Origin of the sequence: Streptomyces sp. TN58 (assembly GCF_001941845.1) — a bacterium.
Classification (GTDB): Bacteria; Actinomycetota; Actinomycetes; order Streptomycetales; family Streptomycetaceae; genus Streptomyces.
This window is the reverse complement of sequence record NZ_CP018870.1, coordinates 2891163-2904724: the sequence shown is the minus strand read 5'-3', so window position 1 is coordinate 2904724 and position 13562 is coordinate 2891163. Positions and strand designations below refer to the sequence as shown.

At 69.4% G+C, this 13562-nt stretch carries 13 protein-coding genes; 10 read left to right on the top strand and 3 right to left on the bottom strand.

Translation table 11 applies throughout. The features are described from left to right. Nucleotides 1–296: 296 nt before the first annotated feature. Together BSL84_RS13190 and BSL84_RS13185 are read left to right on the top strand one after the other, a co-directional pair. Entirely contained in the window at nucleotides 297–974 is a 678-nt protein-coding gene (locus tag BSL84_RS13190; protein ID WP_030030859.1) for a response regulator transcription factor, read from the top strand. A 53-nt stretch (nucleotides 975–1027) separates the two neighbouring features. Next, the gene (locus BSL84_RS13185; RefSeq protein ID WP_075970410.1) at nucleotides 1028–2293 is read left to right on the top strand and encodes an ATP-binding protein; all 1266 of its coding nucleotides are present in this window, start codon (nucleotides 1028–1030) and stop codon (nucleotides 2291–2293) included. A gap of 3 nt (nucleotides 2294–2296) precedes the next feature. On the opposite strand, the gene BSL84_RS13180 is transcribed toward BSL84_RS13185, so the two are convergent. Further along, the gene (locus BSL84_RS13180; RefSeq protein WP_078849300.1) at nucleotides 2297–2833 is read right to left on the bottom strand and encodes a GtrA family protein; all 537 of its coding nucleotides are present in this window, start codon (nucleotides 2831–2833) and stop codon (nucleotides 2297–2299) included. A 200-nt stretch (nucleotides 2834–3033) separates the two neighbouring features. Between BSL84_RS13180 and BSL84_RS13175 the strand changes: the two genes are divergently transcribed. The 4 genes from BSL84_RS13175 (at nucleotide 3034) to BSL84_RS13160 (ending at nucleotide 7127) form a co-directional block, all read left to right on the top strand. Further along, nucleotides 3034–4173 (top strand): 5-(carboxyamino)imidazole ribonucleotide synthase, encoded by a 1140-nt coding sequence (locus BSL84_RS13175; RefSeq protein ID WP_075970409.1) that lies wholly within the window; start codon nucleotides 3034–3036, stop codon nucleotides 4171–4173. Then, a complete protein-coding gene (purE, locus tag BSL84_RS13170) occupies nucleotides 4170–4706 on the top strand; it encodes a 5-(carboxyamino)imidazole ribonucleotide mutase (protein ID WP_030030490.1) in 537 nt (178 codons plus the stop codon). The genes BSL84_RS13175 and purE overlap by 4 nt, the downstream gene beginning before the upstream one ends. Beyond that, the gene (locus BSL84_RS13165) at nucleotides 4703–5905 is read left to right on the top strand and encodes a dipeptidase (RefSeq protein WP_075970408.1); all 1203 of its coding nucleotides are present in this window, start codon (nucleotides 4703–4705) and stop codon (nucleotides 5903–5905) included. The genes purE and BSL84_RS13165 overlap by 4 nt, the downstream gene beginning before the upstream one ends. A gap of 142 nt (nucleotides 5906–6047) precedes the next feature. Beyond that, complete coding sequence (locus BSL84_RS13160) at nucleotides 6048–7127, top strand: membrane dipeptidase (protein ID WP_079273183.1); 1080 nt, start codon at nucleotides 6048–6050, stop codon at nucleotides 7125–7127. A 59-nt stretch (nucleotides 7128–7186) separates the two neighbouring features. Here the strand turns inward: BSL84_RS13160 and BSL84_RS13155 are convergent, their stop codons facing one another. After that, the gene (locus BSL84_RS13155) at nucleotides 7187–8530 is read right to left on the bottom strand and encodes a UDP-glucose dehydrogenase family protein (RefSeq protein ID WP_030031572.1); all 1344 of its coding nucleotides are present in this window, start codon (nucleotides 8528–8530) and stop codon (nucleotides 7187–7189) included. 214 nt (nucleotides 8531–8744) lie between these two features. Here BSL84_RS13155 and BSL84_RS13150 point away from each other — a divergent pair, with 214 nt between their 5' ends. Next, on the top strand, nucleotides 8745–9902 hold the full coding sequence (locus BSL84_RS13150) for an acyl-CoA dehydrogenase family protein (RefSeq protein ID WP_030031571.1): 1158 nt from the start codon (nucleotides 8745–8747) through the stop codon (nucleotides 9900–9902). Between the two features lie 200 nt (nucleotides 9903–10102). Here the strand turns inward: BSL84_RS13150 and BSL84_RS13145 are convergent, their stop codons facing one another. Further along, nucleotides 10103–11278: a tyrosine-type recombinase/integrase gene (locus BSL84_RS13145; RefSeq protein ID WP_075970406.1), complete on the bottom strand. Its 1176-nt coding sequence runs from the start codon at nucleotides 11276–11278 to the stop codon at nucleotides 10103–10105. A gap of 138 nt (nucleotides 11279–11416) precedes the next feature. Between BSL84_RS13145 and BSL84_RS13140 the strand changes: the two genes are divergently transcribed. From BSL84_RS13140 to BSL84_RS36055, 3 genes are all read left to right on the top strand, one after another. Continuing rightward, nucleotides 11417–11959, top strand: a complete 543-nt coding sequence (locus BSL84_RS13140) for a hypothetical protein (RefSeq protein ID WP_075970405.1) — start codon at nucleotides 11417–11419, stop codon at nucleotides 11957–11959. 79 nt (nucleotides 11960–12038) lie between these two features. After that, on the top strand, nucleotides 12039–12203 hold the full coding sequence (locus tag BSL84_RS13135) for a helix-turn-helix domain-containing protein (RefSeq protein WP_324616525.1): 165 nt from the start codon (nucleotides 12039–12041) through the stop codon (nucleotides 12201–12203). Between the two features lie 1001 nt (nucleotides 12204–13204). Beyond that, nucleotides 13205–13555: a hypothetical protein gene (locus BSL84_RS36055; protein WP_158880237.1), complete on the top strand. Its 351-nt coding sequence runs from the start codon at nucleotides 13205–13207 to the stop codon at nucleotides 13553–13555. The last annotated feature ends 7 nt before the right edge of the window (nucleotides 13556–13562 follow it).

Sequence of the window (13562 nt, the reverse complement as noted above, 5' to 3'; positions counted from 1 at the left end):
CCGGCACCAGCGGACGTACCGGTCGGTCCTCGACAGGACCGCCCGTCCGGTTCCGGACAGAAATAGAGACCTATGCGCTGGTTTTCGGCACAAAGGTCCCTGAGGTATTGCATCAGGCGTCTCGCCACCATACGACACGACACTGCGGCATATGAAAGGACTTGAGAGATGGATCACAAGGCAAGCCGGGAACCGTTCGACCATATTCGAAGGCGCTCGGCGGTTCATAAGCCCAGATAGGAAGGGGTCCGCAGGCAGGCCTCTCGATCAGGTCGCCGCGCACTACCATCACCCACATGACGCGTGTACTGCTCGCCGAGGACGACGCATCCATCTCGGAGCCCCTGGCCCGCGCCCTGCGCCGGGAGGGGTACGAGGTCGAGGTCCGGGAGGACGGCCCCGCCGCGCTGGACGCGGGACTGCAGGGCGGCGTCGACCTCGTCGTCCTGGACCTGGGCCTGCCGGGCATGGACGGACTCGAAGTGGCCCGCCGGCTGCGCGCCGAAGGCCACGGCTTCCCGATCCTGGTCCTCACCGCCCGCGCGGACGAGGTCGACACGGTCGTCGGCCTCGACGCCGGCGCCGACGACTACGTCACCAAGCCCTTCCGCCTGGCCGAACTCCTGGCCCGCGTCCGCGCCCTGCTCCGGCGCGGCGCCAACGAAACCGCCCAGCCCCCCGCCACCCACGGCGTCCGCATCGACGTCGAGTCGCACCGCGCCTGGATGGGCGAGGAGGAGCTCCAGCTCACCGCCAAGGAGTTCGACCTGCTGCGCGTCCTGGTACGCGACGCGGGCCGGGTCGTCACCCGCGACCAGCTCATGCGCGAGGTCTGGGACACCACCTGGTGGTCCTCCACCAAGACCCTCGACATGCACATCTCCTGGCTGCGCAAGAAGCTGGGCGACGACGCCGCCAACCCCCGCTACATCGCCACCGTCCGAGGCGTCGGCTTCCGCTTCGAGAAGAGCTAGGGGCTGTCCGCCCCTGATCCGCCGGACACCCCCCAGTCTCAGGGACCCACCTCATGCGCCGCCGCCTCATCCAGTCCACGCTCGCCGTGGTGCTCGTCGTGATCGCCGTCTTCGGCGTCTCCCTCGTCATCGTGGAGACCCGGACCATCACCAGCAGCGCCCAGGACCGGGTCGAGTCCGAGGCGCTGCGGCTGGTGGGCGTCGTCGAGGCGAACGTCCTGGAGAAGAAGCCCGTCGACCCCGCAGCCCTCGCCGAACTGCTCGACGCCGGCCACTACGCCCGCATCGCCGTCCCCGGGCAGCCGGCCGTCGAGGTCGGCGCGTCGATCCCCGACAGCGTCGTACGCGGCACCGCACGCGGCGAGCAGGGCGAGACCGTCGTCGTGGAGGAGGCCCGCTCCACCGTGACCAGGGAGGTCGTACGGACCCTGGCCGTCGTCGGAGCGGTGGCCCTGCTGGCCGTCGTGGCCGCCGTACTCCTCGCCGTACGGCAGGCCAACCGGCTGGCCTCCCCGCTCACCGACCTCGCCGAGACCGCCGAACGGCTCGGCTCGGGCGACCCGCGGCCCCGCCACAAGCGGTACGGGGTACCCGAGCTCGACCGGGTCGCCGACGTGCTCGACGCCAGCGCCGAGCGGATCGGCCGGATGCTCACCGCCGAACGGCGCCTCGCCGCGGACGCCTCCCACCAGCTGCGCACCCCGCTCACGGCGCTGTCGATGCGCCTGGAGGAGATCACGGTCACCGAGGACCTGGAGACCGTACGGGAGGAGGCGACGATCGCCCTGACCCAGGTCGAGCGGCTGACGGACGTCGTGCAGCGGCTCCTGACGAACTCGCGGGATCCCCGTACCGGCTCCGCCGTCCCCTTCGACCTCGACGAGGTCGTCAAACAGCAGATCGAGGAGTGGCGGCCCGCCTACCGCAGCGCCGGCCGGGCCATCGTGCGCTCCGGGAAGCAGGGCGTACGGGCCGTCGGCACCCCCGGCGCGGTCTCCCAGGTACTGGCCACCCTGGTGGAGAACGCCCTGATGCACGGTGGCGGCACCGTCGCCCTGCGCACCAGGGTGATCGGCAACCAGGCGGTGCTGGAAGTCACCGACGAGGGACCGGGCGTCCCCCCGGACCTCGGCAACCGGATCTTCGAGCGTGCCATCAGCGGCCGCAACTCCACCGGGATCGGCCTCGCGGTCGCCCGGGACCTCGCCGAGGCCGACGGCGGCCGTCTGGAACTGCTCCAGACGCAGCCCCCGGTGTTCGCGCTGTTCCTCAGCCGCACGGCCCCGGAACCGGCGCGGGCCGAGAAGACCGTCCGCTGAGCGTCACTTGTTCGCGGGCTCCGGCTCCGGCCGCGGCTCGGACCGGCGCTCCGGCCGGGGCGGCGGCCCCTGCGCCGGTTCGGCCGCCGCGGGCGGAGCGGCCGGCGGCAGGGCCTTGAAGACCCAGGTCCGGTACGACCAGAAGCGGAAGACGGTGGCGATGCCGATGCCGATGAACTTGAACACGTTGCTCGCGAGCGGCCCGTCCCAGCCGAAGCCGTAGGTCGCCGTGTAGAGCACGCCGTTCTCGATGACCAGGCCGACCCCGCTGAAAGCGGCGAACAGGGCCATCTCACGGGTCCGGCCGCTCTGGGCACGGTCCCGGTAGGCGAAGTAGCGGAAGCCGAGGTAGTTCGTCGTGATGGCCACCACCGTGGCTATCACGCTCGCGCGCACCACCTGCAGGTCGGTGGTGTGGCGGATCAGGTTGAAGACTCCCAGGTTGACCAGGACACCCAGGCCGCCGACCGCCCCGAACTTGGCGACCTCTCGCACGAGGCCGCGTAGACGTTCGAGGACAGATCCGCCCTGCGTGCTCATCAGTAGGCCAGTCCTGTCGGTCACCGCCCCCTCACGGGGCGTCCGGTGTTCTCCGTCAACCCACCCATGCTAAGTGTCCCCCCGGTACTCCGTCTGTGCCTTCCGGCGCCCTGCGACGCACGGCACACCCGGCAGATCGCGCCAGGACACCCTCCGGGGCCAGGTCCGGATGGCGCAATACCGGCGGATACCCTGGAGGAGTGACGTTCCCGGTAGTCGGCATGGTCGGCGGCGGTCAGCTCGCCCGCATGACCCACGAGGCGGGCATCCCCCTCGGCATCAGATTCAAGCTCCTCAGTGACACACCACAGGACTCGGCGGCCCAGGTCGTGAGCGACGTCGTCATCGGCGACTATCGCGACCTGGAGACGCTGCGCGCCTTCGCGCGCGGCTGTGACGTGATCACCTTCGACCACGAGCATGTACCCACGGAGCACCTGCGGGCCCTGGAAGCGGACGGCATCCCCGTCCGCCCGGGGCCCGACGCCTTGGTACACGCCCAGGACAAGGGGGTGATGCGCGCCAAGCTCGACGAGATCGGCGCCCCCAGCCCCCGCCACCGGATCGTGAGCGATCCGGACGACGTGACCGCCTTCGCGGACGAGGTCGGCGGCTTCCCCGTCATCCTCAAGACCGTGCGCGGCGGCTACGACGGCAAGGGGGTGTGGTTCGTCCGCACCCCGCAGGACGCCGAGGCCCCCTTCAAGGCGGGCGTCCCCGTCCTCGCCGAGGAGAAGGTGGACTTCGTCCGCGAACTCGCGGCGAACATCGTCCGCTCCCCGCACGGGCAGGCCGTCGCCTACCCCGTCGTCGAATCCCGCCAGGTGGACGGGGTCTGCGACACGGTGATCGCTCCCGCCCCGGACCTCCCCGAGGACCTGGCCGGCGAGGCCCAGGCCCTCGCCCTGCGCATCGCGCAGGAACTCGGCGTGACCGGCCACCTGGCCGTGGAGCTGTTCGAGACCACCGACGGCCGGATCCTCGTCAACGAACTGGCGATGCGCCCGCACAACAGCGGCCACTGGACCCAGGACGGGGCCGTGACCTCCCAGTTCGCCAACCACGTGCGCGCGGTCCTGGACCTCCCGCTGGGCGACCCCCGCCCCCGCGCCACGTGGACCGTCATGGCGAACGTGCTGGGCGGGGACTACCCCGACATGTACGCGGCCTACCTGCACTGCATGGCCCACGACCCCAAGCTCAAGATCCACATGTACGGCAAGGACGTGAAACACGGCCGCAAGGTCGGCCACGTCAACACCTACGGCGACGACCTGGACGATGTGCTGGAGCGCGCACGCCACGCTGCCGACTACCTCAGAGGAACGGTCACCGAATGAGCACCACCGCCGCAGGTCCTGTCATCGGCATCGTCATGGGGTCCGACTCGGACTGGCCCGTGATGGAGGCCGCCGCCCAGGCCCTCGACGAGTTCGAGATCCCCTACGAGGTCGACGTCGTCTCCGCCCACCGGATGCCGCGCGAGATGATCGAGTACGGGGAGCAGGCCGCCGGACGCGGCCTGAAGGCGATCATCGCGGGCGCCGGCGGAGCCGCCCACCTGCCCGGCATGCTCGCCTCGGTCACCCCGCTCCCGGTCATCGGCGTACCCGTGCCGCTGAAGTACCTCGACGGCATGGACTCCCTGATGTCGATCGTCCAGATGCCCGCCGGCGTCCCCGTCGCCACCGTCTCCGTCGCCGGAGCGCGCAACGCCGGCCTGCTGGCCGTACGGATGCTGGCCGCCCACGACACGGAGCTGCTGGCCCGGATGCGCGACTTCCAGCAGGAGCTGAACGACCAGGCCACCGAGAAGGGCAAGCGGCTGCGCACCAAGGTCGCGAACACGGAGTCCTTCGGATTCGGCAAGTGAGCGCGGCGCAGCGCCTGGCGGAGGCGCGCGAGCTGCTGGCCGAGCACCCCGTCGTGGACGGTCACAACGACCTGCCCTGGGCGCTGCGCCAACAGGTGCGCTACGACCTGGCGCGCCGGGACATCGCGGGCGACCAGTCCGCCCACCTGCACACCGACATCCCCCGGCTGCGCGCCGGGGGTGTCGGGGCGCAGTTCTGGTCCGTGTACGTGCGCTCGGACTACGCGGGCGACGAGGCCGTCAGCGCCACCCTGGAGCAGATCGACGCCGTCGGCCAGCTGATCGACCGCTACCCCGGCGACCTCGTGCGGGCACTGACGGCCGACGACATGGAGCAGGCCCGCACCGCCGGCCGGATCGCCTCCCTGATGGGCGCCGAGGGCGGCCACTCCATCAACAACTCCCTCGCCACGCTGCGCGCCCTGCACAGGCTGGGCGTGCGCTACATGACGCTCACGCACAACGACACCATCGACTGGGCGGACTCCGCGACCGACGAGCCCCGCCACGGCGGCCTGACCGGCTTCGGCCGCGAGGTCGTCCGCGAGATGAACCGCGTCGGCATGCTGGTGGACCTCTCGCACGTCGCCGCGACGACCATGCGGGACGCCCTCGCCGTCTCGGTCGCGCCGGTGGTCTTCTCCCACTCCTCCGCCCAGGCGGTGTGCGACCACCCGCGCAACGTCCCCGACGACGTGCTGGCGCTGCTGCCTGCCAACGGCGGTGTGGCGATGGCCACCTTCGTACCGAAGTTCATCCTCCCCGCGGCCGTCGAATGGACCCTGGCCGCCGACGAGAACCTACGCGCCCACGGCTTCCACCACCTCGACACCACCCCCGAGGCGATGGCCCTGCACCGGGCGTTCGAGGAGGCGCGCCCCCGGCCGGTGGCCACCGCCGCCACCGTGGCCGACCACCTGGACCACATGCGGGAGGTCGCCGGCATCGACCACATCGGCATCGGCGGCGACTACGACGGCACGGCCTTCACCCCCTCCGGGCTGGACGACGTGGCCGGCTACCCGAACCTGGTCGCGGAACTCCTGGCACGCGGCTGGTCCAAGGCCGACCTCGCCAAACTGACCTGGTCCAACGCCGTACGCGCACTGCGCGACGCGGAAGCGGTGGCACGCGACCTGTCGGCCACCCGGGGCCCGTCGAACGCGGTGATCCAGCACGGGGGACGCGACGCGCGGTGACGCGACGGACGGTGACGCGCCGGGCGTGGTGACGGGGCGTGACCGCGGGTCACCCGATCGCCACACCCGCCGGGCGTCCGGTCCGCCCCGCGTGGCACCGTGGCAGCGTCTCCCTGCTGCCGCCGAGACCGGAGCGAGTGCCATGGCCGACCTGCAGGACGAACCCCACCCCGTGGGCATCGGGGCCGAGGAGCCCCCCGCTCCCGCCGGCCCCGCGACGAAGGCGACCGCCCTCGAACGCGCCGCCGCGCTGCTGTCCGTCCACCCCGTCGCCGACGGGTGCAACACCCTGGTCTGGACCCTGCGCCAGAGCCCGTACCACGACATCGACACCCCCGACACGGGCGTCGACACCGACATCCCGCGTCTGCGCGCCGGCGGGGTGGGGGCCCAGTTCTGGTCCCTGCTCGTGCCGCCGCAGGGCCGCCCGGACGCGGACGCGGCAGCCGACCAGGTCGTCTCGGACACCCTGGAACAGATCGACGCGGCGCTGACCCTCGTACGCCGCTACCCCGACAGCCTCCGCCTCGCACTCAGCGCCGACGACATGGCGGACGCCCGCAACCGCGGCCGGATCGCCTGCTTCCTCGGCCCCGTGCCGGGCCGCGCCCTGTCCGGCTCCCTGGGCGCGCTGCGCGCCTTCCACGCCCTGGGCGTACGGCTCCTCGCACCCGCGGGAGCGCCCTGGGCCCAGGAGACGCTGACGCCCTTCGGCCACGAGGTGGTGCACGAGGCGAACCGGCTGGCGATCCTCCTGGACCTCGCGGGCTGCGAACCGGCGGCCGCCTGCCGGCTCGCCGGCGCCTCCAAGGCCCCGGTGATCATCTCCAACACCGCGGCCGCGGCGCTGAACCCGCATCCGGACAACACGCCCGACGAGGTGCTCCTCGCGGTGCGCGAGGCGAACGGCCTCGTGATGGTCACCTTCGACAGCGCGCGCACCGGGGACTCCCTGCACGCCGTGGCCGACCACCTGGACCACGTACGCGCGGTCGCGGGCCCGGAGGGCGTCGGACTCGGCGCCGCCTTCGGCACCGAGCCGACGGTCCTGCGCCCGACCGGCCTGACCGATCCCTCGGGCTACCCGCGGCTGATCGCGGAACTCCTCGACCGAGGCTGGCCCGAACCGGACCTCGCCCTGCTGGCCTGGGGCAACGCCCAGCGCGTCATCCGCGACGCGGAATTCACGTCCCGCCGCAAAACAAGCCTCGCCGGCGTTTGAGGCGCGGGGTCCGGGGCGCGGCCCCGGGCCTTCCAGGCGGCCGCACAACCCCGCAGGGGTCAGGCCCGGGGCCGCCCCATCGCCCGGTACGTCCAGCCGGCGGCACGCCACCGCACCGGATCCAGCGCGTTGCGGCCGTCCAGCACCAGCCGGTCGGTCACCACGGAGGCGAGCTCCGCCGGGTCGAGGTCGCGGAACTCGCGCCACTCCGTGAGGTGGAGGACCACCTCCGCGCCACGGGCCGCCGCGAGCGCGGAGTCCGCGTACCCGAGGGTCGGGAAGACCTCCCGCGCGTTGGCCATGCCCTTGGGGTCGTAGACGGTGACCTGACCGCCCTGCAGGTGGATCTGACCGGCCACGTTCAGCGCGGGGGAGTCGCGGACGTCGTCGGAGTCCGGCTTGAAGGTGGCGCCGAGCACGGCGACCCGCTTGCCGAGGAAGGACCCGCCCACGGCCTCGCGGGCCAGCTCGACCATGTGACCGCGGCGCCGCATGTTGATGGAGTCGACCTCGCGCAGGAACGTCAGCGCCTGGTCCGCGCCCAGCTCGCCGGCGCGCGCCATGAAGGCCCGGATGTCCTTGGGCAGGCAGCCACCACCGAAGCCGATCCCCGCCCGCAGGAACTTCGCACCGATCCGCTCGTCGTAGCCGATGGCCTCCGCCAGCTTGACCACGTCACCGCCGGCGGCCTCGCACACCTCCGCCATCGCGTTGATGAAGGAGATCTTGGTGGCGAGGAAGGAGTTGGCGGCGGTCTTGACCAGCTCGGAGGTCGGGAAGTCGGTGACGACCAGCGGGGACCCCTCCGACATGGGGGTCTCGTACACCTCGCGCAGCACCTTCTCGCCGCGCTCGCCCTGTACGCCGATCACGATCCGGTCCGGGTGCAGGGTGTCCTGCACGGCGAAGCCCTCCCGCAGGAACTCCGGGTTCCAGGCCAGCTCCACGTCCCGGCCCGCGGGCGCGAGCTCCACCAGCGTCTCCGCCAGCCGCTGCGCGGAGCCCACCGGCACCGTGGACTTGCCGACGACCAGCACCGGCCGCGTCAGGTGCGGGGCCAGCGAGGACATCGCGGCGTCGACGTAGGACATGTCGCACGCGTACTCGCCGTGCTTCTGCGGCGTGTTCACACAGACGAAGTGGACGTCGCCGAAGGCGCCGACCTCCTCGTAGGAGGTCGTGAACCGCAGCCGCCCGGTCGAGCCCGGCAGCCCGGCCACGTGCTTGGCCAGCAGCTCCTCCAGACCCGGCTCGTACATCGGCACCCGGCCCGCGGCCAGCATCTCGATCTTCTCCGGCACCACGTCCAGCCCCAGCACCTCGAAGCCCAGCTCGGCCATCGCCGCGGCATGGGTCGCACCGAGGTAACCGGTGCCGATCACAGTGATCCTGAGGGGGGCCATGGGTGCTCCAGAGGTGCGGGGCCGTTTGCGGCCACTGAGCATAGTCGGGCCCACCGGCGGGGACGGTCTCCAGGAGCGGCCCCGGCAGCACCGCCCCTGTCACGCAACTCACGTGCCCCGTCCATATCGCGATCCGTGACCGGGACACTAAGCTTGGGTTACTTAACGGTAGTTAGCATCACGTATCGCGTGTCACCCTGGGGAGTGAGAGATCTTGGCGGGTTCTGCCGACTTCGACCTGTACCGCCCGGCCGAGGAGCACGACATGCTCCGCGAGTCGGTCCGCTCGCTCGCCGAGGCGAAGATCCTGCCGTTCGCCGCAGCCGTCGACGAGGAGTCCCGCTTCCCGCAGGAGGCCCTCGACGCGCTGGTCGCCAACGACCTGCACGCCGTCCACGTGCCCGAGACCTACGGCGGTGCGGGCGCCGACGCCCTGGCCACCGTGATCGTGATCGAGGAAGTGGCCCGCGTCTGCGCCTCCTCCTCGCTGATCCCGGCCGTGAACAAGCTCGGCTCCCTCCCGGTGGTCCTCTCCGGCTCCGAGGAGCTCAAGGCCAAGTACCTCGGCCCGCTCGCCAAGGGCGACGCGATGTTCTCCTACGCCCTCTCCGAGCCGGACGCCGGCTCCGACGCCGCCGGCATGAAGACCCGCGCCGTGCGCGACGGGGACTTCTGGGTGCTCAACGGCGTCAAGCGCTGGATCACCAACGCGGGCGTCTCCGAGTACTACACGGTCATGGCCGTCACCGACCCGGAGAAGCGCTCCAAGGGCATCAGCGCCTTCGTCGTCGAGAAGGGCGACGAGGGCGTGTCCTTCGGCGCCCCGGAGAAGAAGCTCGGCATCAAGGGCTCCCCGACCCGCGAGGTCTACCTCGACAACGTCCGGATCCCCGCCGACCGCATGATCGGCGCCGAGGGCACCGGCTTCGCCACCGCGATGAAGACCCTCGACCACACCCGCATCACGATCGCCGCCCAGGCGCTCGGCATCGCCCAGGGCGCCCTGGACTACGCCAAGGGCTACGTCCAGGAGCGCAAGCAGTTCGGCAAGCCGATCGGCGACTTCCAGGGCGTGCAGTTCATGCTCGCGGACATGGCCATGAAGATCGAGGCCGCCCGCCAGCTCACCTACTCGGCCGCGGCCAAGTCCGAGCGCGTCGACGCCGACCTGACCTTCTTCGGCGCCGCGGCCAAGTGCTTCGCCTCCGACGTGGCCATGGAGGTCACCACGGACGCCGTCCAGCTCCTCGGCGGCTACGGCTACACCCGTGACTACCCGGTGGAGCGCATGATGCGCGACGCGAAGATCACGCAGATTTATGAAGGTACGAACCAGGTTCAGCGGATCGTCATGGCGAGGAACCTGCCGTAGCAGGGTTTCCGCAGGTCAGCCGCCGTCTCGGATGATCGGGGAGCGGCGGTCGGCTTCCGGTCCGTTCGGGCCCGTTCCGGGCCCTTCCTGGGCGTCATGCTGGGGAAATCCTGGGCGGAACCTGGGCTGAAAAACGGTGCTGAGCTGCACAAACGACAAGGCCCCCGGCGTGATGCCGGGGGCCTTCCGTATGGGCTGGGTCAGGCGACTTCGGCCCGCTCGGTGGGGTCGTCCGCGCCGGGGGTCAGCATGGTTGCGATGGCTGCACGTCCGCGCTGCTCGGCCCCTTCGAAGATGTAGTGATAGTGCTCCCGGAGCACGTCCGTGCTGCTGTGCCCCATCCAGTCGGCCACGTCGTTCTCAGGGACGCCCGCATAGAGCAGCCGAGAGCCGTAGTAGTGCCGCATGGAGTGCGGCTTGCAGTAAGGCACCTCGCCCTTCGTCAGGGCGGGCAGCCAGATCTGCCGGTAGAAGTACGAGGCGTACACGTACCCGGTCCGGGTCACGTTCGGGAACAACAGGCGCTCCGGCCCCCACACGCCGTGGTTCTTGATGTGCCTGCGCAGCTCGAACGCCACGTTCGGCGGAAGGGGCACGACGCGCCCCGGCTCCTCCTCGTCGCGGGCCTTGATGTGCCGCCGCTGTAGCGCGCTGTTCTTCCCCGACTCGGATTCGCCGTCCTCCGCGATCTGGAAATCGACGCGCAGGACCTCAGCCTGGAAGTCGATCTGATCGCGCGAGACCGCCATGGCCTCACCGATGCGGAGTCCGCATCCCGCCATGAGCCAGAGCATCGCTCGGTATCGGGGCGGAGCCCCGTTCAGCATGGCCAAGACTTCCCGAGTCGTCAGCCGCCGGGCGTTGCTCTTGTGCTCGCGGATCTCCTTGGCGCGGCTACCTGCGTGCCTGATCTTCTTGCACGGATTGCGCCCGATGATCTCGTTGACGACGGCCCAGTCCATCATCCCGGAGAAGAACGAGAACCGCTGACGACGGGTCCGGGCCGACAGCTTGCGGTCCTGCTCCATCCACAAGAGCCACTGTTCGATGTCCGCGACCTTCAAGGACACGATGAAGCGAGCTTTGAAGAACGGTTCCAGGGTCGTGTTCTGGATCGAGCGGTACTGCTTCTTGGTGCTGTTCTCCAACTTCCTTTGGTTGGTCCACTGCTCCCAGACCGCCGTCACGGGCTGCTTCCCCAGCTTGTCGTCCAGGTAGGTCCCGGCGTCTAGCTCCTGTTCCTTCCGCTTCCGGTGGTCGTCGGCGCGCTTCTTGGTCTCAAAGGACTTCTGCCGCTGCTTCCCGTCCGGGTCGTACCAGAACGCCGTCCACTTCTTCGGGTCGTCCTTGGATCGCGCTACCCATGCCCTTGCCACGTCTGAGCCGGCCCTTCTCGTCGTAAATGGGCCCGCCCCCGCCTGCTGTGGCCAGCCCCCTTGGCCCTCAGTCTGCGCACGGTCCACCCTGGGTTGTCAACACAGGGTGGACCACTCCCGGTGGTGTATGGTCGGGGTATGCAAGCAGACGAGAGCGGATTCGAGATCACCCAGCAGCAAGGCGGCTGGGTGATCCGGATGTGGTGGCCTGTGGGGCCGATCGCAGGAGGCCCGCAGCGCATGACGGTGGAGCCGGCCGATGACGCCGAGCCTCGCGACGTCGTGCGCGGCATCTCTACGACCGTGCTCCGCAGGCTCGACATCGCGGCTGCGATGAACTTGGCCAAGATGGCGCCAAAGGCCCAGAAGACCCTGGAGGACGTCACGCGGACGCTGGACGCCTCAGGGGAGGCGGCTGGCCGCCTTCTGGCGGCTGAAGGCGTCTCAGACCGATACCTGGCGATGTTGGCTGCGACGTACGCCGCCATGGCTGAGAGTGGGGCCCCGGCGCCGGTGCCGTGGCTCGCCCGACTCATCGAGCGTCGCCCAGAGACGATCAAGGACCACTTGAAGAAGGCGCGGCGGGATGGCTACCTGGGCACCGTTGCGGGCAAGGCCGGTGGAGAAGTGACCGACAAGACCAAGGCCGTGTTGGACTCCATGGAGAGCATCGACAGCTAGCCAAACCCGCAGTTCCCGAACTTCATATTTCGACGGCCCCCGAGGCGACTCGGGGGCTTTCCTTTTTTCGGAGGTCATCTTGGTAAGGCTGTTGACGGTTACAGAGGTAGCCGAGTTCCTGAGCAAGCCGCGCAGTTGGGTCTACGACAACTGGCGAGGTGAACAGATCCCGTTCCGGCGTGTGGGTCAATCTCTCCGGTGCCGCCCGGCGGACTTGGAGAAGTGGCTAGACCAGCAGAAGTGAACAGCGTGACCAGTGACGCCCCCGAGGCAACCGGGGGCTTTCTTGTTTTGAGAGGGCTAGGGTGAACGACATAATCCCCCCGTCCGGCGAGTGGGAGCGGCGCAGGCTGGAGCGGAAGGCGGACGCACTCCTGGAGGCGGACGGCGATGAAGTATGGGACAACTGGCCTGCCTCATGGCCGCGACGAGAAGAAATGGAGTTCGACCGGATAGCGGCGGCTCACACTGGAATGGTTCCTTTGGTCGTACCTCTCGTAGCATCTCTGCCAAGCTTCGACCCTGAAGGCAAGTTGAAGCATCTGTCAGCACTCATCTCCGAGGTCCCTACGCAAGAGACGGAGCACATAGAGACCGCCTTGGCTGAAGTGGGCGGCTTTCACAAGTGCGGAAAGGAACAGGCTAAGCGTGAAGTCTGGGAGTGCTGTCGCTGGATGGGTTGCAGGGAGCCGCTGTACACCCCGGGCAAGCCTCGTCGCCAAGGGAACCCACGGAAGTACTGTCCGGCACATCAGAAGCCCGCAAGGGCGCGCACGGAGCGTCTAAGGGCGCATGGCATCTGGGTGGGTAAGCACCGGAACCTTGCCTACATCGAGGACCACCCGGCTCCGATCGCGGAGTGGGTCCGTCCCGTTCTGGAGGACTGCTACCAGGCCAGCAGGGACTGCTGGCTCCCATTGAACGTACCTGGCTGGACATGAGTCTGGCATTTATTCCCCATGGGTAGAGGGTGATTCCCTCTGGGGCCATGCACACTCGGCGGTGTGTCTCTGGCACGGCCCACGGGCCGGGCAGTTCCTAAGTCGTTATGAGGCTCTGCGGATACCTCCCTGTGAGGGGACAACGTAGAGAAGACTCCCCCCTTACTTCCTGCTTGCAACGTTCGCAGTGGGGGGTAAGGGGGGCAGTGTCTTCTCTTACGTTGTCCTCTTGTGAGGGTGATGGGCCGCCTTGAGAGCGGCCCTTATTTCTCCCCCTTGATTAGATTCTGAGGAGGTGTCGCCTGTGAGCGACCCACAGACTGATTCCCATTCTTCAGCCCAGGTGCCGGCCGACGGTTCCGAAGCGGTCCGGGCCGAGGTGCAGCGCGAGTACGCAACCAGGCTTGCCAAGGCCGAAGTCAGGATCCAGGCCGCCCAGGCCGGTATCAAGCTCGGTGACGGTTTCACCGACTATCTGGATACTTCCAAGCTCCTTGATGAGAACGGAAATCCATCGGCCGAGGCAATCGGCAAGGCCCTGGCTCCGCTCGCAGCGGCCCAGGAGCCAAAGTTCGCTCCGATCGCTGGAGCTGGCTACAACCGATACGACCCGCCTGCGGTCCGACGCCCTTCTCTTGATGTCCGTAAGCGCTAACCAGGAG

Excerpts from the sequence above, each read along its gene's own strand:
- BSL84_RS13140 (WP_075970405.1), top strand. The coding sequence starts at position 11,417 with ATGCAAGCAGACGAGAGCGGATTCGAGATCACCCAGCAGCAAGGCGGC.
- purE (WP_030030490.1), top strand. The coding sequence starts at position 4,170 with ATGAGCACCACCGCCGCAGGTCCTGTCATCGGCATCGTCATGGGGTCC.
- BSL84_RS13185 (WP_075970410.1), top strand. The coding sequence starts at position 1,028 with ATGCGCCGCCGCCTCATCCAGTCCACGCTCGCCGTGGTGCTCGTCGTG.
- BSL84_RS13160 (WP_079273183.1), top strand. The coding sequence starts at position 6,048 with ATGGCCGACCTGCAGGACGAACCCCACCCCGTGGGCATCGGGGCCGAG.
- BSL84_RS13155 (WP_030031572.1), bottom strand. The coding sequence starts at position 8,530 with ATGGCCCCCCTCAGGATCACTGTGATCGGCACCGGTTACCTCGGTGCG.
- BSL84_RS13180 (WP_078849300.1), bottom strand. The coding sequence starts at position 2,833 with ATGAGCACGCAGGGCGGATCTGTCCTCGAACGTCTACGCGGCCTCGTG.
- BSL84_RS13190 (WP_030030859.1), top strand. The coding sequence starts at position 297 with ATGACGCGTGTACTGCTCGCCGAGGACGACGCATCCATCTCGGAGCCC.